This window comes from Ekhidna sp., assembly GCF_965221965.1.
Lineage (GTDB): Bacteria > Bacteroidota > Bacteroidia > Cytophagales > Cyclobacteriaceae > Ekhidna.
In genome coordinates this window covers 2729736-2753229 of sequence record NZ_OZ244926.1, presented here as the reverse complement: position 1 = coordinate 2753229, position 23494 = coordinate 2729736, and the positions used below count along the sequence as shown (strand labels likewise).

The window sequence follows — 23494 nt, the reverse complement described above, 5'->3', positions numbered from 1 at the left end:
AAAAACCCAACAACATGAGCTCAAGAAGGAAATTCATAAAAAATTCACTCGCAGCATCTGCTGCATTGGGATTGGCAGGCACAGCCTGTGCTGATGACAAGAAGCCAACTGTATTAGAGCGATCGACTACCCCTAAAGCACTCAGCACATGGAACCACGGTCTTCCAGCCAATGAAGTGGCGATGCGCGTGATGCAAGATGGGGGCTCAGCACTTGATGGTGCAGAGAAAGGGGTGATGGTCGTAGAAGCTGATCCTACCGGAACATCTGTAGGAATAGGTGGAGCACCTGATCGGGATGGGAACGTGACCCTTGATGCTTGCATCATGGATAATGAAGGCAATGCCGGCTCGGTGTGCTTTCTGCAAAGCATCAAACACCCGATAGCCGTGGCGCGAAAGGTCATGGAAGAAACGCCTCATGTGATGCTCGCTGGGGAAGGGGCGAAAAGATTTGCACTTGCTCAGGGGTTTGCTGAAGAAAACCTGCTAACGGAAAACTCCAGAAAGGCCTGGGAAGAATGGGTCAAAACGTCGAATTACGAACCGGTGATCAATGTAGAAAATCACGACACGATCGGGATGATTTGCCAGGATGCCAACGGAAACCTTTCCGGTTCCTGTACCACTAGCGGACTGGCGTATAAGATGCATGGTAGAGTGGGAGACTCACCAATTATTGGAGCGGGTCTTTTTGTTGACAATGATTATGGAGCGGCTGTAGCTACCGGTATGGGTGAGTTGATGATGAAAACATTAGGCTCTTTTCTGGTGGTGGAGCTAATCCGGCAAGGTGCGAATGTGCAGGAGGCCTGCGAAGAGGCAATCCAGCGGATTGTAGATAAGCTTGATTACAAATCGTTCCAGGTAGGATACCTGGCGATGGATATTGCCGGGAATACCGGAGCTTATGCGATTCATCCCGGCTTCAATTACGCCGAGATGGTCAATGGTAAAAACGAATTGATAGACGCCAAATCATACATCAATGAATAAGCAATCCTATGGAGCATCCATGTTCTACATGCTCTTGTTATTTTTCACATGGGGTTTCCTCACCGAGCTCGACGGGGCACTGATTCCATATTTGAAGGGACTTTTTTCTCTTAATAACTTTCAAGCTGCTCTTGTACAGTTTGCCTTTTTTATCGCCTTTTTCTGCGTCAGTTTGCCTTCATCCTGGTTGCTAAACAAAATCGGTTATCACAAAGGAATCATTGTGGGACTAGTGGTGATGGCAATTGGGAGTTGGCTGTTTTACCCCGCTTCTGTGGTGATCTCCTATCCACTTTTTCTCGGTGCGATTTTTATTCTTGCCTCAGGAGTGACGTTGTTGCAAGTGGCAGCCAATCCGTATGTGGCTAGATTAGGAGAGCCATCAAAAGCTTCCAACCGGCTGAATCTTGCTCAAGGGTTCAATAGTGTGGCAAAAGTCATTGCGCCTCTGGCAGGTAGTTATTTTATTCTGCGTGGACTGGAAGGGTTAGCGCCCGAAGATCAGGCGCAAGCTGTGCAGGTACCTTATCTCGTATTAGGCGGATTACTCCTTATACTGGCGATCGTTTTTCGTTTTCTGAAGCTACCGGAGGTAGTTGAAACCACCGAAAGAACTGAACATGAAGTTGATATCAGCATTTGGAAACGACCACACCTGGTCAAAGGTGCGGTGGCCATCTTTCTTTATGTAGGTGCCGAGGTGACCATTGCGTCTTTCCTTGTGATTTACCTTAGTGAAAATATATTTCCTAACCTGGCCGAATATCAAAGTTATATTGTTGGCTTGACGGATACGGATGATCAGATCGCTAAATTTCGTGAAGTAGGAGCTAGGTACCTGCCTTTTTACTGGGGAGGTTTGATGGTTGGAAGATTACTTGGATCCTGGATTTTAAAATTCATCAACAGTCAACGTCTATTGACAATGTCAGCGGTGGTTTGTGTGCTGCTGATGATCGGGTTTAACCTCTCAGGCGGATACCTGGCCATGTGGTTACTCATTGGAACAGGTCTTTTCCTTTCGATCATGTGGAGCAACATTTTTACCCTGGCGATTGCTGACCTGGGACCACAGACAAGCAAAGGGTCGGGTATTTTGGTAGCCGCTATTGTGGGTGGAGCACTGCTCCCTCCTTTGCAGGGGTTGATTGCTGACAGTTCGGTTGGATTGCATCATTCCTTTCTGATCACCATTGTGTGCTTTGTTTACATTGCCTGGTACGGATGGAAAGGATATAAGCATTAGGCCATTTGACAAGTTTAACTCAATAGGAGACCAGTGAATATAAGTGCAATTTCATTCAAAATGATATCAAAAAATCTCCTCTCGGGAGGAGAGCAAGAGGTGGGTTTAAGAAAAAAAATCATTTTGAATGATCTTGATAAGAACAATCTAAAACCCACCCCAAACCCCTCCAAGGAGGGGATTTAGTAGTCTGTTAACACTTTTTTTTCTAAATGAACATAAAACACTACATCGGTATTGACATTGGCGGTACGAGTACGACGGTCGGGCTGGTTTCTAAAGCAGGCAAGATTGTAGATCGATCCATCATCCTAATTCAAGATTATGCCAGCGGCCCGATTGAGCCTTTTCTGGATGCGATGGCTGATGCGATTACAGAGCTTTCTGAAAAGCATCAGGTAGAAATAAGTGGGATCGGAATCGGAGCACCAAATGGAAATTTTTATCGAGGCACGATTGAGTATGCTCCTAATATGCCCTGGAAGGATGTGCATGAAGTGGCTCCTTATTTAGAAAATAAGCTAGGGATAAGATCTGTCCTAACGAATGATGCCAATGCAGCTGCCATCGGTGAAAAACAATTTGGAGTAGCTAAAGACTTTGATGACTTCATTTTGATCACACTCGGGACAGGACTGGGTAGCGGAATCGTGGCAGGAGGAAATGTGATCTATGGACACGATGGATTTGCCGGGGAACTGGGGCATGCCATTGTGGTGCCGGATGGACGCAATTGCACCTGTGGTCGCAAAGGGTGCCTGGAGGCGTATGTTTCCATCCGCGGATTGCTGGAAACGTATCATGAACTAGCGGATGATAAAGTAAATACCCCTCAGGACATTGCAGCAAAAGCACAGGCGGGCGATCCGAATGCTATAGAGACTTTCAGAAAAACCGGAGAATGGCTGGGATTGAAACTTGCAGATGCAGCGACTTACACCAGCCCGGAAGCGATCATATTTTTTGGAGGCATAGCTCAGTCGAGTGACTTGTTTTTCCCCGCATTGAAAGAAACGCTGGAAACGAATGTCCACAACCTCTATCGTAACAAGATCAAAATATTGAAATCCGGTCTACCACTGAATGATGCGGCGGTGCTGGGGAGTACAGCGTTGGTGATGTAGCACTGATTATTTTCTACTGAAGCTTACAATATTGAGCACAAAGCCAACAAGTGCCAGTCCTCCCGCTATCGTTGTATTTCGGTTAGAGCCTCCTTCAAGCACCATGTAGATAGACACGCCGATAAAGATCAGGCTAATAATGTAGATCAAGGTGTTCGTTTTCATTTTATTCTGATTCGTTAGTCATTTCAAATATAATCTCCCCTCCATTCACAATGTCCTGGTGGTCAAGTAGCAAGCCTTCTAATTCCTTACCATTCACCAACACTCTTTTCACATAGACATTTTCCGCGCTTTGATTCTGCGCTTTTATGGTGAGTGTTTTGCCATTTTCAAGTTTGATCTTCGCTTCTTTCACTAGCGGACTTCCCAAAGCATATTGACTCGAACCCGGCGTAACCGGATAGAAACCTAAACTGCTAAAAATGTACCAGGCGCTCATCTGGCCTGCATCGTCATTGCCGCAAAGACCTGTTTCAGAGGGGCCATACATCGTATTCATGATCATGCGCACTCGTTCCTGGTTTTTTTCGGGATGCCCCGTCCAGTTGTACAGGTAAGGAATATGGTGTCCCGGTTCATTGCCATGCACATAATTCCCGATGATGCCATCACGCGTAATATCTTCATGTTTCTCAATGTATTTATCATCAATCTCCATGGTGAAAAGCGAATCGAGATGCTCCGTGAGTCGTTCGTTTCCTCCCATCATTTCCACCATTTTCTTCAACTGGTGCGGAACGTATAATCCATAATTCCACGCATTTCCCTCAATGAACCCTTGTCCATGTGTATCCAGCGGATCGAAGTTTGATCGAAATGTGCCATCTGAAAGTTTGGGACGCATGTAGCCAATGCGTGCGTCATAGACATTATTAAAATATTCGGATCGTTCTAGGAATTCCTGTTCGGTTTGGCTATCTCCAACCTGCTTGGCCATTTGCGCAATACACCAGTCGTTGTAAGCCAGTTCCAGCGTTTTCGAGACAGATGAATGGCTCTTGTCATCCGGCACATATTGGTAATCGATGTAATCACCCAGACCATCAAAGTATCTGACATTCGCGGTATTTACAGAAGCCTGCAATGCACGCTTCACGTCAAAATCACCAACACCTTTAGCCATGGCGTCAGCAATGACCGATGTGGCGTGATAGCCAATCATGCACCAGTTTTCATTGGCATAATGACTCCAGATCGGCAGCATGTGATGCACGCTCTCGTCATGATGTGCAAGCATCGATTTGATCATGTCGTTGTTTCTGCTAGGTTGCAAAATATTGAAAAGCGGATGCAGTGCTCGATAGGTGTCCCACAACGAGAAGATGGAATAATTAGTGAAGTCCTCGGAAGTATGGATGTTCTGATCGAGTCCGCGGTATTGCCCATCCACATCCTCGTACAGAATTGGGCTGAGCATGGTGTGATAGAGTGCTGTGTAGAACGTTCGTTTGTCTTTTTCAGTGATGGTTTCCACATCTACTTTCGAAAGCTCATCGTTCCATTTCTGTTGCGTTTCGTTTCTGACCTGATCAAAATCCCAGTGAGGAATCTCCGTTTTCAGGTTGAGCATGGCTCCCGCTGTGCTCACCGGGGACAATGCAAACTTGATCTTGATTTGTTCACCTTCCCTGGTATCAAAATTGAAGTAGGCACGCAGTTCTTTGCCAGCCATCTCCGGAAAGTTCTCCTCCTGATCAAAGCGACGATAGAATCCATCGTATGTTATATCGTCATATTTTTTGTGTCCGTAGCTTTTGAATGGCTTGGAGAATTGCATGGCGAAGAAGACTTTCTTTGTCCGTGCCCATCCTTTGGTTTGTCGGTAGCCTGTCACCAACGAATCGTTCTCCACGCGGATAAAAGTCCAGACATTTTTATTGTCGTGGTGATAAACATTATACACCAGATCCAGAATGATATGTGCACCCTCACTTTCAGGAAAGGTATATTGGTGAAAGCCAACCCGCTCACTGGCGGTGAGTTCTGCCTTAATATCATAACTATCCAGATCTACGCTGTAGTAACCGGGTGAGGCCGATTCACTTTCATGTGAGAAAAGCGAATAAAAGCCTTTTGTGCTGTCAGCAGTTTTCAAAGGATCAAGCACCAGATCACCAGTCGTAGGCATCACGAGAAAATCACCCAAATCCGAATGACCTGTTCCGCTGAAGTTGGTATGGGCGAAACCAATAATCGTAGAGTCTCGGTACTGATAGCCTGCGCAATACTCATACGTTTCTTTGTTATAGCTTCCATCTGCATCAAACATCACCTCGAAATTGGTTTGTGGACTTAGTTGCACCATCCCGAATGGAGCGGTGGCACCCGGGAAAGTATGCCCCATCTTACTGGTTCCCACAAAAGGGTTAACGAACTGGGTGAAGTCTTTCCCTGCTTCCGGGGCTGGTTTCACGGTACAACTTTGACCAACATTCAGCAGGATGGTCACAAGAAATAGATAGGATAGGTTTTTCATTTCTTTTCTTGTTAGAAGCCCTCTGCATAGTTATCACCCCTTGTATAATCCGCACCGCCCTCCAGCATACCATCCTCTCGTACGAGAATGCAGTCCATTCTTCCCATTGATTGTCTCAGCTCAATTTCATGTCCCATTTTTTCGAGCTTTTGAGCGACCCTCGGGTCTAGTGGACGCTCTTCAATCAGGATTCGATCCGGCAGCCATTGATTGTGTGTACGAGTAGCATTCACCGCATCCTGCATTCCCATTCCATGGTCGATCACATTCATAATGGCTTGAAAATTTGAAGTAATGATCGTGGCTCCACCGGGTGTACCTACTACCATTTTAAGTTTTCCGTCTTTTTCCACGATGGTTGGAGTCATACTGCTTAGCATGCGTTTCTCTGCTTGGATGGCATTGGCTTCTCCGCCTACCAGTCCAAACTGATTGGCCACTCCGGGCTTGGAGCTGAAGTCATCCATTTCATTGTTAAGGAAGAAGCCAGCTCCTTTCACATATACCTTACATCCAAAAAACGAATTAAGTGTGGTGGTAAGCGAGACCGCATTTCCATACGGATCTACGATGGAAAAATGAGTGGTCTCCACGCTCTCAATAACCTCTACCTCGCCTTCCTTAATTTCCTGGGAGTCTGTCTTCTTTTTTAGTGAAATCGTGGAGAATCGTTCTCTATTGTACTCAGGAGAAAGTAACATATCAACCGGGACCTCATAAAAATCAGGATCTCCAAGGTGGGTGGCTCTATCGGCGTAAACCCTCCGCTCTAGTTCTGTCATCAGGTGGATGGTCTCTGCGGTGTTGTGTCCCATTTTTTGAATATCATATTGTTCGGCTCCCTGAAGCAGTTGCAAAAGTGCGACACCACCACTGGAGGGAGGAGGCATGGAGATGACTTTATGTCCGCGATATGTTCCTGTCACTGGATCCCGCCACTTAGAGCTATAATTTTTAAGGTCTTCTTCAGTAATCAATCCACCACCTCTTTGCATTTCTTTGACGATCTGGTCTGCAACGATCCCGCCGTAGAAGCCTTCTCTTCCCCGGTCTCTGATTTGAGTTAGGGTGCCAGCTAATTCAGTGAATTTGATTGTATCTCCTGCTATCCACGGCCGATCTTTCACCAGGAAAAAATCAGCTCCATTTACTTCAATAAAAGCTTCACGCTTCTCATTATACTCATCCGCTTGATCCTGAGTAATCGTATATCCATAGTAGGCCAGCTCAATGGCCGGTTGGATCAACTCTATCAAGGGCTTAGTTCCATATGTTTCATGCAGCTTAAGGATACCATCAACAGAACCCGGAATACCTGCGGCCATATGTCCAATGGTGCTGATGCCATTGATAACATTACCATTTTCATCCTGATACATGGTTCTTTTTGATGCAGCTGGTGCTTTTTCACGGAAATCCAGTGCTCCAATACTTCCATCATTCATTCGGTACACAGCAAATCCACCACCGCCGATATTTCCTGCACGAGGAAAGACAACCGCAAGTGTAAATTTTACAGCCAAAGCAGCATCAAAAGCATTTCCTCCATTCTTCAAGACATCCAAACCGATTTTTGTTGCCAGAGGATGAGCGGTGGAAATCATTGCATTCTCACCAAGTGGACCAACCTCCGAAGAAATTGGCTGATATGCAGGTTGAGACTTACATGCTACAAACAGAAAGAGGAGCAAAGAGTATTTTAAGTACCGGAGGTATAATTTTTTTCTCATATTCAGATGAGAAAGCTAATCAACGATGAAACCAGAAAAAAATACCATTGCAGATTCGTTGTAAGTGAAAGCAGGAAGTGAGATTTATAAGTGGGTAGTATTCAGGGCTTAGCAATTCATTGGATTAACCTATTCCTGAATGAAAAAATTTTGTTGTTACGGGTCGAATGACTATCTTCAACAGCCCTAAGAAAAAATAGCTTATTAATCTACCTGTAAGATAACCAGCCAACCATGAAAGATTCACCTAGAACTCCAATCGAAATAGAAATTCCAAAGGGTTATAGAAGATATAAATTAAAAGGCATAGATCGAGAGATTATAGCGAAGAAAGGCGGACCAACAGCTTCACAGATTAAGACCAAAGCATCTTATAAAGAACTTCGAAACAATCAGAAAGAATTTGGCGTGGCATCCATGATGGCAAAAACATTGCGTCAATCCTTATCGAGTGGAATGTCTGAAATATGTGAAACGTATGTTTCTGGTAAGCTTACAGCACAATTTCGAAATCTTGCTAAAATGGAGGAGGGACAGACAGGTACCCGTCCATTGTTCCTCAGCAAGCATGGGCACTTACTTAATGGCTTTGAGTTCAACTCAAAGGCTCCTTATGAAAAAATTTTTGGTGCAAAATATTTCGTGAAACCTGGTTCGCAAAGGGGACAGGTTATTCTTCACTTTCCTGCCTTTATTCCAGAGAAAACGTTTAAAAGCCCGAAAGGAGCAACGAACTTCAAAATCACTGCACGTCTAATAGCCTTGTCTGATTATCAGTTTGATCAGAAAGCGGGTGGATATAAGCCGGTGAATAAAGACCTTCATGGGAAATTCGGAACGTATGATAGTGCGATGCTTCCTCTGTTAAAGATTCCCACTGAACCAATGACAGGGATGATTTCGATTGACAACCGCATCATACCGGAAGGTACCGGACTATTCCTTGTGATGGCAATTAGTTTCTATAGAATGGAGAACGGAAAGTTCGTTCATCTAAGTAAGGAAAGCAGTATGCAAATCCAGAAGGTGCTATAACCTAATTATTCAGGCTATCGTTTTCATAGGTTGAAATACTGATCTATGAGATCATTCACTTTCTTCATTTTTTGGTTGATTGCAGGACATGTTCTTGCTCAGGACTATTATGATCGTGCGAGAAAGTATTACAATGAAAATAACCTGGACTCAGCCCGATTCTATATCAACCTAAACCTCAGTAAAAAGCCAACGACTGAAGATTATTTTTTAAGTGGGATGATCCATGAGTCTGAGAATAAGGATATAAGGGCACTAGCCGATTATGAAGCCGTGATTCAGAAAGATTCTTATAATCTGGAAGCCTATTTCCAGAAAGGACTTATTTATTATAATTCAGCAGGCACAGAGCAGGCACAGAGCAGGCAATCAAAGATTTTACCTATGTGATTGAACATCATTCAAACTCCGAAACAAAAGCTGTTTACTATGCCTCTGATCCGGCAGGGGCTAAAGGGACTTTTCTAACAACACTTCAGTCCATGATAAGCCAGGTCTACCAATATCGGGCGATGGCTTACCAGAAAAATGGACAGTGGGACAAAGCACTTGATGATTTTACAACTGCTTTTGAATATGACACGACAGTCGATGGTTATATTAATCGATCGCAGCTTTATGCTAAAATGGGAAAGGAAGAAGCAGCAATTTTCGATTTGAAAAGAGCTATCGAACTGGATTCAGGTAGTTATAGGGCCTGGTATAATCTTGCCATTATGGATCAGACAACTCAGCTTCCAAAATTTTTAATGGAAGAGGAAGAGTTTACACCTATGCTCAATCTCGTAGGAGCGAATGCATTTGAAAGCGGCAATTATGCCTTGGCTGCCCAATATCATTCCCGGGCCATAAAGGCAGATCCAAATGATGATTTGGCCTATCTGAACCGGGGTAAAGCTTTGCTTCGAACAGGTGCACACAGTCAGGCTCGTGAGGATTTTATCCGCGTAATGCAGTTAGAACCCTCAAGAACCGAGGTGTTCTATCTCATTGGTAACTCACTTTTTTATGAAAAAAAATTCAAAGATGCAGTGGGGTTTTACGAAAGATACCTCTCGATAGATCGAGGGTATGAAAATGTGTGGTTCAATGCGGCTATGGCCTATTTGAGCCTGGGCGAGAATGAAAAGGGATGTGAGTATTTGAAAAATGCTCAGGGTTTGGGCATGAATCAGGCAAGTCTTATGTTAGAGAAACATTGTGGTAGTCAGTAGGTGATTTTCTTTTTACCTTTGTAATATGGCTAAACAAACAAGTTTGAAAATAGATATGCATACGCATATCCTCCCCCACAGTATCCCAAATTTTGCAGAGAAGTTTGGATATGGAGACTTCATTCATCTGCTGCATCATAAGCCGGAGGCTGCTCGAATGATGAAAGGTGATAAGTTTTTCAGGGAGATACAATCAAACTGCTGGGATGAGAAACTTCGAATAGAAGAGTATAAAGAATTTGATACTCAGGTACAGGTTGTGTGTACAATACCGGTGATGTTTAGCTACTGGGCAGATGCGCATGACTGTCTGGATCTTTCCATGTTTTTGAATGATCACATCGCGCAGGTCGTAGAGGAGAATCCTAAAAATTACATTGGGCTGGGAACCGTGCCTATGCAGGACCCTGACCTTGCAGTTAAAGAATTGGAGCGACTAAAAAAGCTCGGCATTCCTGGCGTACAGATTGGGTCAAATATTAATAATCATAACTTAAGTAAGCCTCGCTTCTTTGAATTTTTTGAGGCATGTGAAAATCTCGGCATGGCCGTTCTGGTACACCCATGGGAAATGATGGGTAAAGAGTACATGGAAAAGTACTGGCTGCCATGGCTGGTGGGAATGCCTGCTGAAACAGCTAGAGCTGCAGCTTCCATGATATTTGGAGGCGTTTTTGAGCGATACCCAAAACTGCGGGTTTGTTTTGCGCATGCGGGAGGGTCATTGCTTGCAACTATTGGAAGACTGGAGCATGGTTTTAATTGTCGACCTGATTTGGTGGCGGTCCATAATGACGTAAATCCGAGGGAATATCTTGGAAAGTTTTGGGTTGATAGCATTACACATGATCCAACCTATTTACAATATGTAATTGATTTGATAGGTTCGGAAAAAGTTTGTTTAGGGTCTGATTATCCGTTCCCGCTCGGAGACTTAGAAATAGGAAAATTCATTACAGAAATGGATTTGCCTCAAAAAGATTTGGACAATATCTTCTATCAATCCACACTTGATTGGCTGGGTTTAAGTGAAAATAAGAATAAAGAGCTTCTTAAAGTACTGATGGAAGATACAAACCTCTAGCCCCTTTGCTAAGGGTGATTAATTCTCTCTTAAATACTTCTCTAGCGACATTCGTGCTACTTTACTGACCCTATTTTTAAGGTAGGGAGACCACCCCATTAGTACTCCTGTAAGACCCAGAGCCATTTTAGACCAACGCCAGAAATCAAATTCATCGGTGTGTTTGACAATCAATCCATCTTTAAATTCCATCGTGCTGTGAATGATATTATGAACCGGGTTGCCTGTTTTTGAAAATTCATAGTCAGCTTCCCAGATACATTGAGCCATCTCATCATCGCCCATTATGGAGTGAAAGTCTATATTCAGATTCCCTTTAGATCGTTTGATTAGCATCTCCCACATGGAAGTTGCTTCCTTATAGTTCAGGTTTTTGAATACCGGGTCATTAAAAATGATGTCTTTGTGATAGCATTCAGCCATTGATTTTGGATCAAGGTTTTGAAATGATCGGTAAAATTTCTCAAGTGTGGTTTTGCTCATAAATAATTCTTGATCAGGTATTCTTTCACTTTAGGTAGCCCTGTGCTGGCCGATTCTTCATAAAGGTAGAAATTATTACCATTAGCGACTGCAGGGATCTGAGGGTCAACAACAAATTTTGGTATCTCCGGACGTATGAAGTCTAACAAACCTGCGGCTGGGTAAACAACTAATGAAGTCCCTGCTACGATAAAAAAGTCAGCTGAAAGCACCTCCTTCATTGCGGGTTCCATCATGGGTACCGGCTCACCAAACCATACGATATGGGGTCGAAGCTGGGATCCTTTTCCACATTTATCGCCATCTTTCAACTCCCAGCCCTCCAAATCATATATAAGCTCAGGGTCGAGCGTACTCCTCACCTTGCTGATTTCTCCGTGTAGGTGAAGAACATTGGTACTTCCGGCTTTTTCATGAAGAGCATCAATATTTTGTGTAATTATGGTCACCTCAAAATGCTCCTCCAACTCTGCCAGAGCATAATGCCCGGGATTTGGCTTGACTGTTAGTGCTTGCTTTCTTCTTTGATTATAAAATTCTAAAACAAGTGCTCTATCTCTTGTCCAGGCTTCCGGAGTAGCGACCTTTGTTACATCATGTCCTTCCCATAGTCCACCAGAATCCCGGAAAGTTTTGAGTCCGCTTTCAGCGCTAATGCCAGCACCTGTAAGGACGGCTATTTTCTTTTTCATAAAAAATCACTCATGTTATTTGTCTTTCCACCGCCCAAAGTGACAAGACAACTTAAAATCCATAAAAAAAGCTTCCTTTTGGAAGCTTTAAGTTAATGAGATTGATTTTTATTTAGAATGGGAACCTGACCCCACCAAAAAGTGAGAGCTGATCGTAGTTGCTTAGCACGTATTTTGCTTCAGCAAATGGAATGACTGAGCCTGATTGAGCAAAACTGGCTCCTACGCCTAGATTTAACCCAAGCTCTGAATCACTTCTATCACCAAAAACTCCGGCATCAACTTTAACTCCCGTAATGTTAAGACCGGCAATACCATAAAAAGTCGGTCCACTAGAGCTAAAAATGTAGTTGATGTTTCCATTCAGCTCCCATAAAGTGACATTATTCTTTTTGAAGTAATAAATAAAGCTGGGAGAAATATCTATTTGGTCATTCAGGTCAAATTCTGCATTTATTCCAATACCCAGGTTTTCAATTTCAGAGCCGTATGCCAGTCCTGCGCCTATCGTTTTTTGAGCCTGTGAACTAAAGGAAATAACAGTGATAAGTAAAACACTAAAAATTAGCTTTTTCATGTGTATTTAATTTGATTTTTAATGGTCACATGGAATGTCCAAACCCAAGACCTTTGCATTAAATGGTTGTTTCGTTTAAATAATCATGTACTGTTGGCCAGTTGGAGTGCGGACATTTCACGGTTGAATTCTTTTTTTTGAAAAGTTAGATGATTTAATGATAAAATATACTTTTTCTAAGTAATTAATGAAATATTCATATTTTTCGATGAAAAAACCATTGATAATAAAAGAGCTCTATTTTTAATAAAATGTATCTATCTGATACTGAGGCGTATATTTGGCTATTTACATAAACGGCTAAAATACCCACATGAGGGTATTTTATACTTCATATTGTATCACTATATTGCACCCATTGTACAACCAAATTATTTATTAATCCTATGAAAAAATTTACTATCCTTTCTTTATTCGCAGCATGTGTGCTGTTTGGATTTAACGCAAACGCACAGGAGTCTGGTGACATGATGATCCATGGCGGTGTTGGATTTGCTACTGGACCTTTCGGTTCTGACGATAGCTTCACTGGTTTTGGTGGAGGTTTCGAATACGTATTTGCCGATGCTATGTCTGGAACTGCTGAGTACTATTCTTATGCAAAAGATGGTTTCTCTGTTGGAGTTCTTGGAGTTGATTTCAAGTACTACTTTGCTACTGAAGCTTTCAAAGCATATGGTAAAGTAGGTTTCTCTAGCGCTAGCCCTGAAGTTGGTGACGGTGCATCTGGAATCAATCTTGGAGTTGGTGGTATCTACGGATTCTCTGACAACATTGGAGCACACGCTGGAGTAGATTACAACCTTGCAAAAGGTGATTTCGAAGATCCATTTGGATTGGCTATCAAACTAGGTTTGACTTACATGTTCTAAGAGAACATTCAAAGAATTAAAAAACCCCGGCAACAGTCGGGGTTTTTTTATGTCCAATCACTTCTTGGTTATTGAACAAAAGTTGTTTTTATGGATGGTTTTGAATGTATAAATTGCGATTCATTAAAAACAAATATTATTAATCATATGAAAAAATTATTACTTACTACTGCATTGATTGCAGTTTTTGGATTTGCAGCTACAGCTCAGGAGGGTGAAATGAGAGTAGGAGGAGGATTAGCACTAGGTACTAAAGCTGCTGTAGATGAAAGTGGAAGCAAAGCTGGAATAGGGATTAATATTGGAGGAGAATATTTTGTGTCAGATGTGATTAGTGTTGCTCCCAGCTTCACTTATTTTTTCCCTTCAAAGGTTACTTTTTTTGGAACAGAAATAAAGAGTCAAGGTTCTTCAATAAATCTTGATGGAAGGTATTACTTCGGTGATAGTGACGTACAGTTATATGGTTTAGCCGGAATTGGAATTGGTCTAGCAACTGCGAAAGTAGGAGGCGAAAGCGAATCAGATTCAGAGGTAGGTTTAAACTTAGGTATAGGTATGAACTATCCGTTAGGGGATGGTATGTTTCTAAATGGACAGGCCAAGTACAATACCCCATTTGAACAACTAGTAATTAATGCTGGTGTAGTTTTTAATATCGGAGGCTAAGTTCAAAAAATTCAATGTCTATTTGACCCCTCCACATGGAGGGGTTTTTTTATGCAATTAAAATCCTTGCTTAATCCCTAAAAGTCGATTTAATTAACTTCACTATCTTTTCTTTTAAAAAAAAATTGATAAATGAAAAAAATATTGCTTGGTGCCACACTTTTTGCTGTTTTCTCCTTCACCTCAAATGCCCAAACTGAAAAAGGTGGATGGCTGATTGGAGCATCTACGAACTTAAGTTTCACCTCAACAAGTTTTGATGGATCGGATGATAGCGTAAATGAATTTGATGTGACATTGAGTGCGGGCAGCTTCATAGCCGACAACCTGGTAATTGGTTTAAATATGAACTACAACAGTGTTAGTGATAGCTTTGATAAACAAACGACCAGTTTGGTGGGGCCATTCTTCAGGTATTACGCAGAAGGCACATTTTTCTTGGGGGCTTCTTATTTGTTAGGAACCACCAAACTTGGAAGCGGTGGTACAGATTTCACCTTTAATGGAAATTATTTGGGTCTTGAAGCAGGATATCCGATATGGGTTGCTGAGAATATAGCTATAGAACCATCACTGAATTATGCCATTGGTGGGGGTGATTTTGACGGCTCAAGCGCCATTGGAATTAATATTGGCTTTGGTCTCTATTTCCAATAATTAGTAGAAAAAAGAAGCTGATTACTCAAGAGACCAGCCTATTTATTACACGGGGACGTAAATTATTTTCTTTGTTTCAAAGAACTCTTCTGAGAAATAATCTGATAAGTCTTTTTCGACATACCCTCTTCCAAACTCTTTCATTTCCAGCGTCAGATCACCTCCTTTCAAGAGGATCATGCCATTATCAAGGTCGTTTCGTTGGTTTTTGCTCACCTTTTGATGAGCCCAGATAAAAAGCTGTTTTGTTTGGGCGACAGCTCTGGAAACTATGAAATCGTACGTTCCCTTCACTTTTTCCATGCGTTGATGCTCAGCAGTCAGGTTTTCTAGTCCAATGGCATTTGCTACCTCATTAACTACTGTGATTTTCTTTCGAATGGAATCCACTAAGTGAAAATGGCATTCAGGAAATAAAATAGCTAACGGAATGCCCGGAAAGCCACCCCCTGTTCCGACATCCAGAACTCGAGTTCCGGGAGAAAAGGATATAAATTTCGCAATTGCGAGGCTATGCAAGACATGACGCTCATATAGCTGATCTATATCCTTTCTACTGATGACATTGATTTTGGCATTCCATTCTTCATACAAAGGGAATAGTTGCTCAATCTGGCTCTTTTGTCTGTCAGTGAGGTTAGGGAAGTATTTTTGAATAATTCTGGAGACCATATCTGAAATCTTGAAGCAGCAAAGGTATCACCCACCTAACCTCCCTCAAGGGAGGAATTAAATTAATGCCTTAAATATGCTTCTTTTTATCCTTTACCAACTCATACATCAGCTCACGAGCTCGGTGTAGTTGAGCTTTAACGGTACCTAATGGTGCCTCCAATTCCTTTGCTATTTCATCGTAAGATAGCTCATCAAAGTACCTAAGTTTTACTAATCGTTGGTATTTAGCCGGCAGCTTGTCCACAAACATCCGTACTAACTCTATCTTTTGATCTTTGATGGTCTCCTGGTCAGGAGTCAGGTTTTTGTCCTGAACGTCAATATTTACCGACTCGCCACTGTCATCGGTGAAAGTGCTATTAAGGCTAAAAGTATTTAGCTTTTTCTTTCTAATGAAGTCGATCGCATTGTTGGTGGCAATTCGAAAGAGCCATGTACTAAATGTATAGTCTTTTTTAAACCTGCCTAAATTCTTAAACGCTTTTGCGAATGCTTCTATGGTCAGATCCTCTGCATCATCCACATTTCTGACCATTTTCAAGATCATGTGATACACAGGCTTTTTGTATCGCTGCATGAGTTCTGCATAGGCTGCCTGATCCTTGCCTTCAGTGGCCAGGTCAATAAGCTTAAAATCCCGTAGCGCCTTATCAGAAAACTGACGATTTAGTTCTTCCATGGAATGTCCTTTACGAGTTTTGACCACAGAGCAATCACCGGGGTGAGCACTGCATATAGCATGTCAACGAGCGGAAGCAACATATAGTTGATGTGCGTTCCGATTTTACTCGCAGCAAATCTATAACTCACTAATTTAATAAATAGGTAAAAAAGGAGCATCGGCCAGAAAAAACTCTGAGATGCATTAAAAAATAGTAAAAGGAAAAAGACCAGGTGAGTGGTATGCCATACCCCAAGGAATAATTGGTCACGATTCTTATAGGTTGTTCCAACAGAAAGATGTCGTATTTTTTGCAGGAAATAGGCTTTCCAGCTTTTTTTCGGATAAGTCCAGACCAGAGCATCCTGACCCAGTACTATACTCAGGTTTGACTTATTAGCGTGCTGCTGAATGAACAGGTCATCGTCACCACCATGAATATTTTTTATTTTTTCATACCCGCCCATTCGTTTAAAAAATGATCTTCTCACCATCATATTTCTCCCGACCCCCATGTAAGGTTTTTTATGAAGTGCTCTGCCAATGTAGGCAAAAGCAGTCATAAAGGATTCGAAGCTGATGTACCCGGAGAGAAAGGAGTGTCCTATCTGGTAGGGCGATACACCTAAAACGATGCTCGTCTGATCGTCAGCCTGTTTTACTAAAGAAGTCAACCACTTGTCTGAGGCAGGTTTGCAGTCTGCATCGGTAAAAACCAACCATTCTCCTGATGCGTGTTTGATTGCCTCATTTAATGCATACTTCTTCTGGTTCCAATCTGCAGGCACTTCGTTAATTACTATCGGGATGACTTTATCACAATCAGCCAAATGGTATTTACTGTTATCTGTTGTACGGTCCAGTGCAACTACGATTTCAAAATCAGGATATTTCTGGCTTAAAATAGCAGGGATTAACCTTTTTAGATTTTCCTCCTCATCATGCGCGGCGATGATCACACTCAGCTTGGGTCTTTTCAGATTGTTAGCCGGTGTGTATTTACGGAAAGCCATTGACAGATAAGCCGTTATGGCCAGATGCAGTAGTCCAAAAACACACCAGATTATGAAAATCATTTCGTGAAGTAAATCAAAGCCTGGGTTAAAATGAATCGGATTTGATTAATCTCCTTTAAGGAGCGCATTAAAAGTTATTTTTGCGCCCCAATGCAATTCGATTTACACCATACTGATAGCAAATCTGCGGCCAGAGCGGGCACGTTAAAAACCGATCACGGCGAAATTCAAACGCCCATTTTCATGCCGGTAGGAACAGCCGGAACTGTGAAGGCCGTCCATCAGCGTGAGCTAGAAGATGATATAAAAGCTCAAATTATTCTCGGCAATACCTATCACCTGTACATGAGGCCGGGCTTGGGAGTAATTGAACAGGTGGGAGGTTTGCATAAGTTCAATGGGTGGGATCGTCCCATTCTCACCGATAGTGGTGGGTATCAGGTTTATTCGTTAGCGGACAATCGGAAGATTGTGGAAGAAGGCGTGCACTTCCAGTCTCACAAGGATGGAAGCAGGCATTTTTTTACTCCCGAGTCGATCATGGATATTCAGCGGACTATTGGGGCGGATATCATTATGGCATTTGATGAATGTACACCTTACCCATGTGAGTATGATTATGCCGAACGCTCGATGCACATGACCCATCGTTGGCTGGATCGCTGCATTCAGCGATTTGATGAGACGGAAGGGAAGTATGGCTACACTCAGACACTTTTCCCAATTGTGCAGGGGAGTGTTTATAAAGATTTACGCACTCAATCAGCCGAATATATAGCCAATACCAACCGTGAAGGAAATGCAATAGGTGGTTTGTCTGTGGGTGAGCCAGCTGAAGATATGTACGAAATGACAGATCATGTTTGTGGCATTCTTCCTAAGGATAAGCCTCGATACCTCATGGGGGTAGGTACACCTGCAAACATTCTTGAATGCATTGCACTGGGGGTGGATATGTTTGACTGTGTGATGCCAACGCGAAACGCAAGAAACGGAATGCTTTTCACTACCCAGGGGATCATAAATATTCGAAATGAAAAGTGGAAAGATGACTTTTCTCCGATCGACCCTGAGCTGGGAGGCTACACGAGCACTTTTTACAGTAAAGGATATTTACGTCATCTGATCACGAGCAATGAAATTCTTGGCGCACAAATTGCAAGCATCCAAAACCTCACCTTTTACCTATGGTTGGTGGGTGAGGCACGCAAACAAATCTTAAATGATAACTTCGCCAGCTGGAAGGAACAGATGGTGAAGAAGGTGAGTCAACGACTCTGATTTGATATGAAAATAAAGAAAATAGACTGGTACATTCTTAAGAAGATTCTGGCGGCATTTGTCTTTGTGGTGGTGTCACTGGAGTTGATTATCTGTGTGCTGGATTGGGTGGATAAGAACGATGATTTCATTGAAAATGATGTTCCGGGCCACCTGATCAGACAGTATTTCTTAACATTCATTCCCTGGATTGCGGGTTTACTTACACCAATAACTGTATTTATTGCTACGGTATTCACAACTGCAAAAATGGCTTCTAAATCAGAGATTGTAGCGATTTTGGCAAGTGGGGTGTCGTTTCGAAGGATGCTGATTCCATATTTGATGGCTGCCACAATGATTGCAGGTGCAAGCTTTTATTTGAATAGCCACGTGATACCGAATGCAAATAAATTTCGAATAGCATTCGAATTGGAGTATTTGAAAGACCCTTTCTACAATACAGACAAGCATATGCATCTGAAGATAGCTGAAAAGGATAGTCTTGAGGATTATATCTACCTCTACCGCTATGACGTGAGACGTGATATCGGGTCTTCTGTTTCCCTTGAAAAAATGAATGGGACGAAGCTTGTGGATAAGATCAACGCCAGGCAGATTCAGTGGGTGGATAGCACTGAAAGGTGGAAACTGAAAAGATGGCAAAGAAGACAGATTCTGGAAGACCGTGAAATTATCACAGAGGGTCAGGAGTTGGATACTCTACTCAATTTATACCCAAGCGATTTTGGAAATAAGGATCGAATGTGGGAAACCATGACAATGAGTGAATTGAATGATTATATCAAGCTCCAAAAATCCAGAGGTGCAGATGATGTTCATATTTTTCAGGTAGAGAAATATATCCGATACATGTCTCCATTTTCTGTCTTCATTCTCATGGCGATTGGGGTAATTGTTTCAGCCAGGAAAACCCGGCAGGGGACAGGGTTTCAGATTGCCCTGGGATTCGTGATCGCATTCATTTTCATTATCACTTTTGTTTTGGCAAGAGCTATTGCTGAGGCTAATTCCATGAATACAATTTTGGCGATATGGATGCCGAACATCATTTTTGGCGGGGTGGCCATGCTACTCTATAAAACGGTTCCCCGATGATTCAGGAAAGAAAAGATTATCTCACACTACACTTTATCGTGCTGATATGGGGATTTACTGCGGTTCTGGGCCTACTAATAGATATTCCATCTGTAGAGGTAGTGTTTTACCGAACACTGATTGCAGCCATTGGTCTCTTTATCCTTTTAAAATTTTGGAAACGATCGTTGAAGATCAATTCACGAAAGCACATTTATCAAATTATGGGGACGGGTGCACTTATTGCTGCTCACTGGATATTATTTTTCTTATCTGCCCGAATTTCGAATGCTTCTGTGTGTCTGGCTGGTATGGCCACCTGTTCTTTATGGACCAGCTTGATCGAGCCACTATCTCAGGGGAGAAGGGTCAAAGGGTTTGAGGTTATGCTTAGCATCATTGCATTCATAGGAATTGCCATTATTTTCAACGTAGAGTTTGATTATCTCGCAGGGCTTTTAACCGCAGTGTTATCAGCTTTTATCGCCTCGGTTTTTACTGTAATAAATGGAAGGCTTACAAAAACATATGACCCATATGTCATCACCTATTATGAAATGATTGGAGCGTGTGCTGCTACTGCCGCTTTTTTTCCTATTTATTCTACTTTCTTTGTTGAAAAACTCTCGCTATTGCCCAATCTGACAGATTGGCTTTATCTGAGCATGTTGGCGATTGTTTGTACCGTATACGCGTATTCTGTTTCTGTAGAATTGATGAAGCGGTTATCAGCATTTTCGATCAATTTGGTCGTGAATCTGGAGCCAGTCTATGGGATTATACTTGCTTTGATTATTTTCGGTGATAGCGAGGAGATGAGCCCGGGTTTTTATTTGGGAACACTTTTAATCCTAACCTCAGTGCTCCTCTACCCGTTATTGAATCGACGCTATAAGAAGAAGGCGCTATCAACTGATATAATACGATAATATGCTATTAACTACAACAAACAGTGTGGAGGGAAAAACCATCTCCACGTACTATGGAATGGTGACCGGAGAAGCCATAATTGGTGCCAACATATTCAAAGATATCTTCGCTTCCATCACTGATATCGTGGGCGGCCGATCAGGAGCATATGAAAAATCATTGAGGGATGCCAAGAACATTGCCATCCAGGAAATGATCGAAGCAGCCCGGGCACTTGGAGCGAATGCTATCCTGGCCATTGATCTTGATTATGAAACTCTTGGAAAAGATTCAGGAATGATGATGGTGAGTGCCAATGGAACAGCGGTGAAACTGGATTAACCGTACTGAAGAGGGGAAACAATCACTTTGCCGTGATGCTTTCCCTCACCAAAATACTGAATGGCCCAGGGGGTCTTTTCTAAAGGGTAGGGGCCATCGATGACGGGTTTGATTTTACCTGAATCATACAGATTCTGAATTTTATCCAGATCTTTATTTGCATCGAGAGGTACCAAATAAACCGGCTTTTTTCGTACTTTTTGCGCAAAAACCACTTGAAGGATTCTTTTGAGCTCACCTCCTACTGTCACATACTTACCACCCGGGTTTAATACTCGAATATAAGCTTTAGGTGCCCTGGTGGATTTGGCATCCAGAATCAAGTCGTATTTTTCTCCGTTTTTGGTGAAGTCCTGCTGTTTATAATCGATGATTTGATCAAAACCGATCTCCTCCATCATTTTAAGTTTTTCACCAGTATCTACACCGGTTACTGTGCAGTTAAAGGTCTTGGCTATTTGCAGTCCCATCGAGCCAACACCTCCTCCGGCTCCATTGATCAGCACTTTCATTCCCTGCCCGATTTTACCTATATCTACCAATCCCTGCCAGGCCAGGTTTGCCGCATGAGAGAGAGCCGCAGCATCCTCAAACGACATATTTCTGGGCTTTTTGACAAGTGCATTTTCATTGATGCAGATGTACTCAGCGAAGCTACCAAACCCATAGTAAGAGATATCTCCATAGACAGTGTCTCCACCTGTGAAATTGGTTACGCCTACTCCGCAGGCTTCCACCACACCCGAAAGCTCCATACCCGGAATAGGATGCTTCGGCTTGAATATGCCAAATAGCAATCGATAGATGTTGGGCTTGCCCCTCACCATGCTCCAGTCATAATCATTGACAGCACTGCAGTGAATCTTGACCAACACCTCTTTTTCTCTGGGGATTGGCTTCTTTATGTCCTTAATCTTGAGGATGGAAGTGGGGCCGTACGAATCGCAAACGAGTGCTTTCAAAATATTGGTGAGTTAGGGTGACCACTTAAGGACGTATGACACGATCAAAGAGTTACACCTAAACCTCTTTATCCATCAAGTCTGTCACCACGTGATATCGTGGATCATCAATGGATGATACGATCATATGCTCAAATTGAGGGCTGGCTTTTTGCAGAAGTACCTTACACTCCGGGCTGAGATGAACCAGCTTGACCCGTTTACCATATTCTTTGTATTTCTGCTCGAGCGCATAAATGGCTTCAATGCCGGAATGGTCGCTCACTCTGGATTCCATGAAGTCCAGCTCGATTACCTTAGGGTCATTGGCAGCATCAAACTTGGAATTGAACGCCTGAACCGACCCAAAGAAAAGAGGGCCCCATATTTCATAGACTTTGGTGCCATCTTCCTTTATTGATTTTCTTGCCCGGATACGTGTTGCATTTTCCCAGGCAAAAACCAAAGCCGACATAATAACACCAACGATTACGGCGATCGCAAGATCCTGCCAAACAGTGATAGCTGAGACTGTAACCAATACAATAGCGTCTGCCAATGGAATCTTATTGATGATCCGGAAACTACTCCAGGCAAATGTTCCAATCACAACCATAAACATCACGCCAACAAGTGCTGCGATCGGGATTTGTTCAATCAACGGAGCTGCAAACAGAATGAAGCAAAGTAGAGCTACTGCAGCAGTGATCCCTGAGAGCCTTCCTCTACCACCTGAATTTACATTAATAATGGATTGACCGATCATTGCGCATCCTCCCATACCACCAAACAAACCATTGAGGATATTAGCACCACCCTGGGCAACACATTCACGATTCCCACTTCCTCTTGTTTCTGTCATATCGTCGATGAGGTTTAGTGTCATCAATGACTCAATGAGGCCGACAGCCGCCAATAGAAATGCTGTGGAAAGGATTAAACCCCAATGCCCATTAAGCGTGTCAAGCAATCCAAAAATCTGTACTTGAAAGCTCGGCAAGCTTCCCTCAAGGCCATTTCCACCACTTTCTCTAATAAATGAGCCAACGGTGCTTACTTCTAATCCGCCAAATATGGTAATGCAAGCCACCACGACAATGCCCATCAGGGCAGATGGAATTTTTTTGGTGAGTTTAGGGAGAAAATACATGATGGCCATCGTAAGCCCGACCAGACCCAGCATGATGTATAATTCGTCTCCGGATTTCCATTGGTAGATCCCATTGATTTTCTCTTTGAACAGGCCTAATTGTGACAGAAAGATGACAATAGCAAGACCATTTACAAATCCCATCATTACCGGGTGTGGGATTAGTCGCACAAATTTTCCCAGTCGGAAAACACCTGCCATGATTTGTATTCCACCAACAAATAAGAGAGTGATAAACAACCATTGTAGTCCAAGGTTTTCAACCGGATTTGTAAGCGACATTCCGACCTCATTTCCTTTCTGGATCATATGCACCATCACTACCGCCATAGCGCCGGTGGCGCCAGAGATCATGCCTGGCCGACCACCAAACATGGAAGTAACGATTCCCATCATAAATGCGCCGTACAAACCGACCATCGGATCGATACCAGCCACAAAGGCGAAGGCCACTGCCTCAGGTACCAGAGCAAGTGCTACGGTTAGTCCGGAAAGGATGTCGTTTTTTGGATTAAAGGTGAAGTTTCGGAATATTCTTTGCATGTCGATCTAAAATGAGCGCGCAAAGATAGAATATTTGGAGAG

At 42.8% G+C, this 23494-nt stretch carries 25 protein-coding genes; 14 read left to right on the top strand and 11 right to left on the bottom strand.

From position 1 onward, the window contains the following. Positions 1-14 precede the first annotated feature (14 nt). From ACOQON_RS12975 to ACOQON_RS12965, 3 genes are all read left to right on the top strand, one after another. Positions 15-995: an isoaspartyl peptidase/L-asparaginase family protein gene (locus ACOQON_RS12975; RefSeq protein ID WP_420575845.1), complete on the top strand. Its 981-nt coding sequence runs from the start codon at positions 15-17 to the stop codon at positions 993-995. Further along, positions 988-2241, top strand: a complete 1254-nt coding sequence (locus tag ACOQON_RS12970; protein ID WP_420575844.1) for a sugar MFS transporter — start codon at positions 988-990, stop codon at positions 2239-2241. The genes ACOQON_RS12975 and ACOQON_RS12970 overlap by 8 nt, the downstream gene beginning before the upstream one ends. A gap of 212 nt (positions 2242-2453) precedes the next feature. Then, positions 2454-3365, top strand: coding sequence for an ROK family protein (locus tag ACOQON_RS12965; RefSeq protein WP_420575843.1), 912 nt, complete (start codon positions 2454-2456; stop codon positions 3363-3365). 6 nt (positions 3366-3371) lie between these two features. Here ACOQON_RS12965 and ACOQON_RS12960 read toward each other — a convergent pair whose 3' ends face one another. From ACOQON_RS12960 to ggt, 3 genes are read right to left on the bottom strand one after another with little or no spacing between them, the layout of a single operon-like run. After that, positions 3372-3530 carry a hypothetical protein gene (locus ACOQON_RS12960; RefSeq protein ID WP_420575842.1) on the bottom strand — a complete coding sequence of 53 codons (159 nt, stop codon included), beginning with the start codon at positions 3528-3530 and terminating at the stop codon, positions 3372-3374. A 1-nt stretch (position 3531) separates the two neighbouring features. Continuing rightward, on the bottom strand, positions 3532-5844 hold the full coding sequence (locus tag ACOQON_RS12955; protein ID WP_420575841.1) for a GH92 family glycosyl hydrolase: 2313 nt from the start codon (positions 5842-5844) through the stop codon (positions 3532-3534). Positions 5845-5855: 11 nt separating this feature from the next. Then, entirely contained in the window at positions 5856-7574 is a 1719-nt protein-coding gene (gene ggt / locus ACOQON_RS12950) for a gamma-glutamyltransferase (protein WP_420575840.1), read from the bottom strand. Between the two features lie 234 nt (positions 7575-7808). On the opposite strand from ggt, the gene ACOQON_RS12945 reads away from it, so the two are divergent. Genes ACOQON_RS12945 through ACOQON_RS12930 form a run of 4 tightly spaced genes read left to right on the top strand, consistent with a single transcriptional unit; the run spans position 7809 to position 10907 of the window. Continuing rightward, positions 7809-8609: a hypothetical protein gene (locus ACOQON_RS12945; RefSeq protein WP_420575839.1), complete on the top strand. Its 801-nt coding sequence runs from the start codon at positions 7809-7811 to the stop codon at positions 8607-8609. Between the two features lie 45 nt (positions 8610-8654). After that, entirely contained in the window at positions 8655-8999 is a 345-nt protein-coding gene (locus ACOQON_RS12940) for a hypothetical protein (protein ID WP_420575838.1), read from the top strand. Beyond that, complete coding sequence (locus ACOQON_RS12935; RefSeq protein ID WP_420575837.1) at positions 8996-9823, top strand: tetratricopeptide repeat protein; 828 nt, start codon at positions 8996-8998, stop codon at positions 9821-9823. The genes ACOQON_RS12940 and ACOQON_RS12935 overlap by 4 nt, the downstream gene beginning before the upstream one ends. Positions 9824-9848: 25 nt before the next feature. Then, positions 9849-10907, top strand: coding sequence for an amidohydrolase family protein (locus ACOQON_RS12930; protein WP_420575836.1), 1059 nt, complete (start codon positions 9849-9851; stop codon positions 10905-10907). Between the two features lie 18 nt (positions 10908-10925). On the opposite strand, the gene ACOQON_RS12925 is transcribed toward ACOQON_RS12930, so the two are convergent. The 3 genes from ACOQON_RS12925 to ACOQON_RS12915 form a co-directional block, all read right to left on the bottom strand. Next, positions 10926-11390 (bottom strand): nuclear transport factor 2 family protein, encoded by a 465-nt coding sequence (locus tag ACOQON_RS12925; protein WP_420575835.1) that lies wholly within the window; start codon positions 11388-11390, stop codon positions 10926-10928. Beyond that, positions 11387-12082, bottom strand: coding sequence for an SIR2 family NAD-dependent protein deacylase (locus ACOQON_RS12920; protein WP_420575834.1), 696 nt, complete (start codon positions 12080-12082; stop codon positions 11387-11389). Before ACOQON_RS12920 ends, ACOQON_RS12925 begins: the two co-directional genes overlap by 4 nt. Before the next feature lie 112 nt (positions 12083-12194). Continuing rightward, complete coding sequence (locus ACOQON_RS12915) at positions 12195-12659, bottom strand: outer membrane protein (RefSeq protein WP_420575833.1); 465 nt, start codon at positions 12657-12659, stop codon at positions 12195-12197. Between the two features lie 386 nt (positions 12660-13045). On the opposite strand from ACOQON_RS12915, the gene ACOQON_RS12910 reads away from it, so the two are divergent. The 3 genes from ACOQON_RS12910 to ACOQON_RS12900 all read left to right on the top strand — a co-directional run bounded on the left by ACOQON_RS12910 (position 13046) and on the right by ACOQON_RS12900 (position 14857). Then, positions 13046-13531: a hypothetical protein gene (locus ACOQON_RS12910; RefSeq protein WP_420575832.1), complete on the top strand. Its 486-nt coding sequence runs from the start codon at positions 13046-13048 to the stop codon at positions 13529-13531. Positions 13532-13621: 90 nt separating this feature from the next. After that, positions 13622-14200: a porin family protein gene (locus tag ACOQON_RS12905; RefSeq protein ID WP_420575831.1), complete on the top strand. Its 579-nt coding sequence runs from the start codon at positions 13622-13624 to the stop codon at positions 14198-14200. Between the two features lie 132 nt (positions 14201-14332). Further along, on the top strand, positions 14333-14857 hold the full coding sequence (locus ACOQON_RS12900; RefSeq protein ID WP_420575830.1) for a hypothetical protein: 525 nt from the start codon (positions 14333-14335) through the stop codon (positions 14855-14857). 45 nt (positions 14858-14902) lie between these two features. On the opposite strand, the gene rsmG is transcribed toward ACOQON_RS12900, so the two are convergent. From rsmG to ACOQON_RS12885, 3 genes are all read right to left on the bottom strand, one after another. After that, positions 14903-15529, bottom strand: a complete 627-nt coding sequence (gene rsmG / locus ACOQON_RS12895; RefSeq protein WP_420575829.1) for a 16S rRNA (guanine(527)-N(7))-methyltransferase RsmG — start codon at positions 15527-15529, stop codon at positions 14903-14905. 70 nt (positions 15530-15599) lie between these two features. Beyond that, complete coding sequence (locus tag ACOQON_RS12890) at positions 15600-16211, bottom strand: RNA polymerase sigma factor (protein ID WP_089356963.1); 612 nt, start codon at positions 16209-16211, stop codon at positions 15600-15602. Continuing rightward, positions 16199-17269 (bottom strand): glycosyltransferase, encoded by a 1071-nt coding sequence (locus ACOQON_RS12885; RefSeq protein WP_420575828.1) that lies wholly within the window; start codon positions 17267-17269, stop codon positions 16199-16201. Before ACOQON_RS12885 ends, ACOQON_RS12890 begins: the two co-directional genes overlap by 13 nt. Positions 17270-17359: 90 nt before the next feature. Between ACOQON_RS12885 and tgt the strand changes: the two genes are divergently transcribed. The 4 genes from tgt to ACOQON_RS12865 are packed head-to-tail and all read left to right on the top strand — an operon-like array spanning position 17360 to position 20818. After that, positions 17360-18490 (top strand): tRNA guanosine(34) transglycosylase Tgt, encoded by a 1131-nt coding sequence (tgt, locus tag ACOQON_RS12880; protein ID WP_420575827.1) that lies wholly within the window; start codon positions 17360-17362, stop codon positions 18488-18490. 6 nt (positions 18491-18496) lie between these two features. Next, complete coding sequence (locus tag ACOQON_RS12875; protein ID WP_420575826.1) at positions 18497-19588, top strand: LptF/LptG family permease; 1092 nt, start codon at positions 18497-18499, stop codon at positions 19586-19588. Further along, positions 19585-20496 carry a DMT family transporter gene (locus tag ACOQON_RS12870; protein WP_420575825.1) on the top strand — a complete coding sequence of 304 codons (912 nt, stop codon included), beginning with the start codon at positions 19585-19587 and terminating at the stop codon, positions 20494-20496. The genes ACOQON_RS12875 and ACOQON_RS12870 overlap by 4 nt, the downstream gene beginning before the upstream one ends. 1 nt (position 20497) lies before the next feature. Beyond that, a complete protein-coding gene (locus tag ACOQON_RS12865) occupies positions 20498-20818 on the top strand; it encodes a heavy metal-binding domain-containing protein (RefSeq protein ID WP_420575824.1) in 321 nt (106 codons plus the stop codon). Here the strand turns inward: ACOQON_RS12865 and ACOQON_RS12860 are convergent. Both ACOQON_RS12860 and ACOQON_RS12855 read right to left on the bottom strand, forming a co-directional pair. Continuing rightward, entirely contained in the window at positions 20815-21780 is a 966-nt protein-coding gene (locus ACOQON_RS12860; RefSeq protein WP_420575823.1) for an NAD(P)-dependent alcohol dehydrogenase, read from the bottom strand. The two genes, ACOQON_RS12865 and ACOQON_RS12860, sit on opposite strands and share 4 nt — an antisense overlap. 58 nt (positions 21781-21838) lie before the next feature. Next, positions 21839-23452, bottom strand: coding sequence for a SulP family inorganic anion transporter (locus ACOQON_RS12855; RefSeq protein WP_420575822.1), 1614 nt, complete (start codon positions 23450-23452; stop codon positions 21839-21841). Between the last annotated feature and the right edge of the window lie 42 nt (positions 23453-23494).

Coding starts and splice junctions, on each gene's coding strand:
- ACOQON_RS12975 (WP_420575845.1), top strand. CDS start 15: ATGAGCTCAAGAAGGAAATTCATAAAAAATTCACTCGCAGCATCTGCT.
- ACOQON_RS12970 (WP_420575844.1), top strand. CDS start 988: ATGAATAAGCAATCCTATGGAGCATCCATGTTCTACATGCTCTTGTTA.
- ACOQON_RS12965 (WP_420575843.1), top strand. CDS start 2,454: ATGAACATAAAACACTACATCGGTATTGACATTGGCGGTACGAGTACG.
- ACOQON_RS12960 (WP_420575842.1), bottom strand. CDS start 3,530: ATGAAAACGAACACCTTGATCTACATTATTAGCCTGATCTTTATCGGC.
- ACOQON_RS12955 (WP_420575841.1), bottom strand. CDS start 5,844: ATGAAAAACCTATCCTATCTATTTCTTGTGACCATCCTGCTGAATGTT.
- ggt (WP_420575840.1), bottom strand. CDS start 7,574: ATGAGAAAAAAATTATACCTCCGGTACTTAAAATACTCTTTGCTCCTC.
- ACOQON_RS12945 (WP_420575839.1), top strand. CDS start 7,809: ATGAAAGATTCACCTAGAACTCCAATCGAAATAGAAATTCCAAAGGGT.
- ACOQON_RS12940 (WP_420575838.1), top strand. CDS start 8,655: ATGAGATCATTCACTTTCTTCATTTTTTGGTTGATTGCAGGACATGTT.
- ACOQON_RS12930 (WP_420575836.1), top strand. CDS start 9,849: ATGGCTAAACAAACAAGTTTGAAAATAGATATGCATACGCATATCCTC.
- ACOQON_RS12925 (WP_420575835.1), bottom strand. CDS start 11,390: ATGAGCAAAACCACACTTGAGAAATTTTACCGATCATTTCAAAACCTT.
- ACOQON_RS12920 (WP_420575834.1), bottom strand. CDS start 12,082: ATGAAAAAGAAAATAGCCGTCCTTACAGGTGCTGGCATTAGCGCTGAA.
- ACOQON_RS12915 (WP_420575833.1), bottom strand. CDS start 12,659: ATGAAAAAGCTAATTTTTAGTGTTTTACTTATCACTGTTATTTCCTTT.
- ACOQON_RS12910 (WP_420575832.1), top strand. CDS start 13,046: ATGAAAAAATTTACTATCCTTTCTTTATTCGCAGCATGTGTGCTGTTT.
- ACOQON_RS12905 (WP_420575831.1), top strand. CDS start 13,622: ATGGATGGTTTTGAATGTATAAATTGCGATTCATTAAAAACAAATATT.
- ACOQON_RS12900 (WP_420575830.1), top strand. CDS start 14,333: ATGAAAAAAATATTGCTTGGTGCCACACTTTTTGCTGTTTTCTCCTTC.
- rsmG (WP_420575829.1), bottom strand. CDS start 15,529: ATGGTCTCCAGAATTATTCAAAAATACTTCCCTAACCTCACTGACAGA.
- ACOQON_RS12890 (WP_089356963.1), bottom strand. CDS start 16,211: ATGGAAGAACTAAATCGTCAGTTTTCTGATAAGGCGCTACGGGATTTT.
- ACOQON_RS12885 (WP_420575828.1), bottom strand. CDS start 17,269: ATGATTTTCATAATCTGGTGTGTTTTTGGACTACTGCATCTGGCCATA.
- tgt (WP_420575827.1), top strand. CDS start 17,360: ATGCAATTCGATTTACACCATACTGATAGCAAATCTGCGGCCAGAGCG.
- ACOQON_RS12875 (WP_420575826.1), top strand. CDS start 18,497: ATGAAAATAAAGAAAATAGACTGGTACATTCTTAAGAAGATTCTGGCG.
- ACOQON_RS12870 (WP_420575825.1), top strand. CDS start 19,585: ATGATTCAGGAAAGAAAAGATTATCTCACACTACACTTTATCGTGCTG.
- ACOQON_RS12865 (WP_420575824.1), top strand. CDS start 20,498: ATGCTATTAACTACAACAAACAGTGTGGAGGGAAAAACCATCTCCACG.
- ACOQON_RS12855 (WP_420575822.1), bottom strand. CDS start 23,452: ATGCAAAGAATATTCCGAAACTTCACCTTTAATCCAAAAAACGACATC.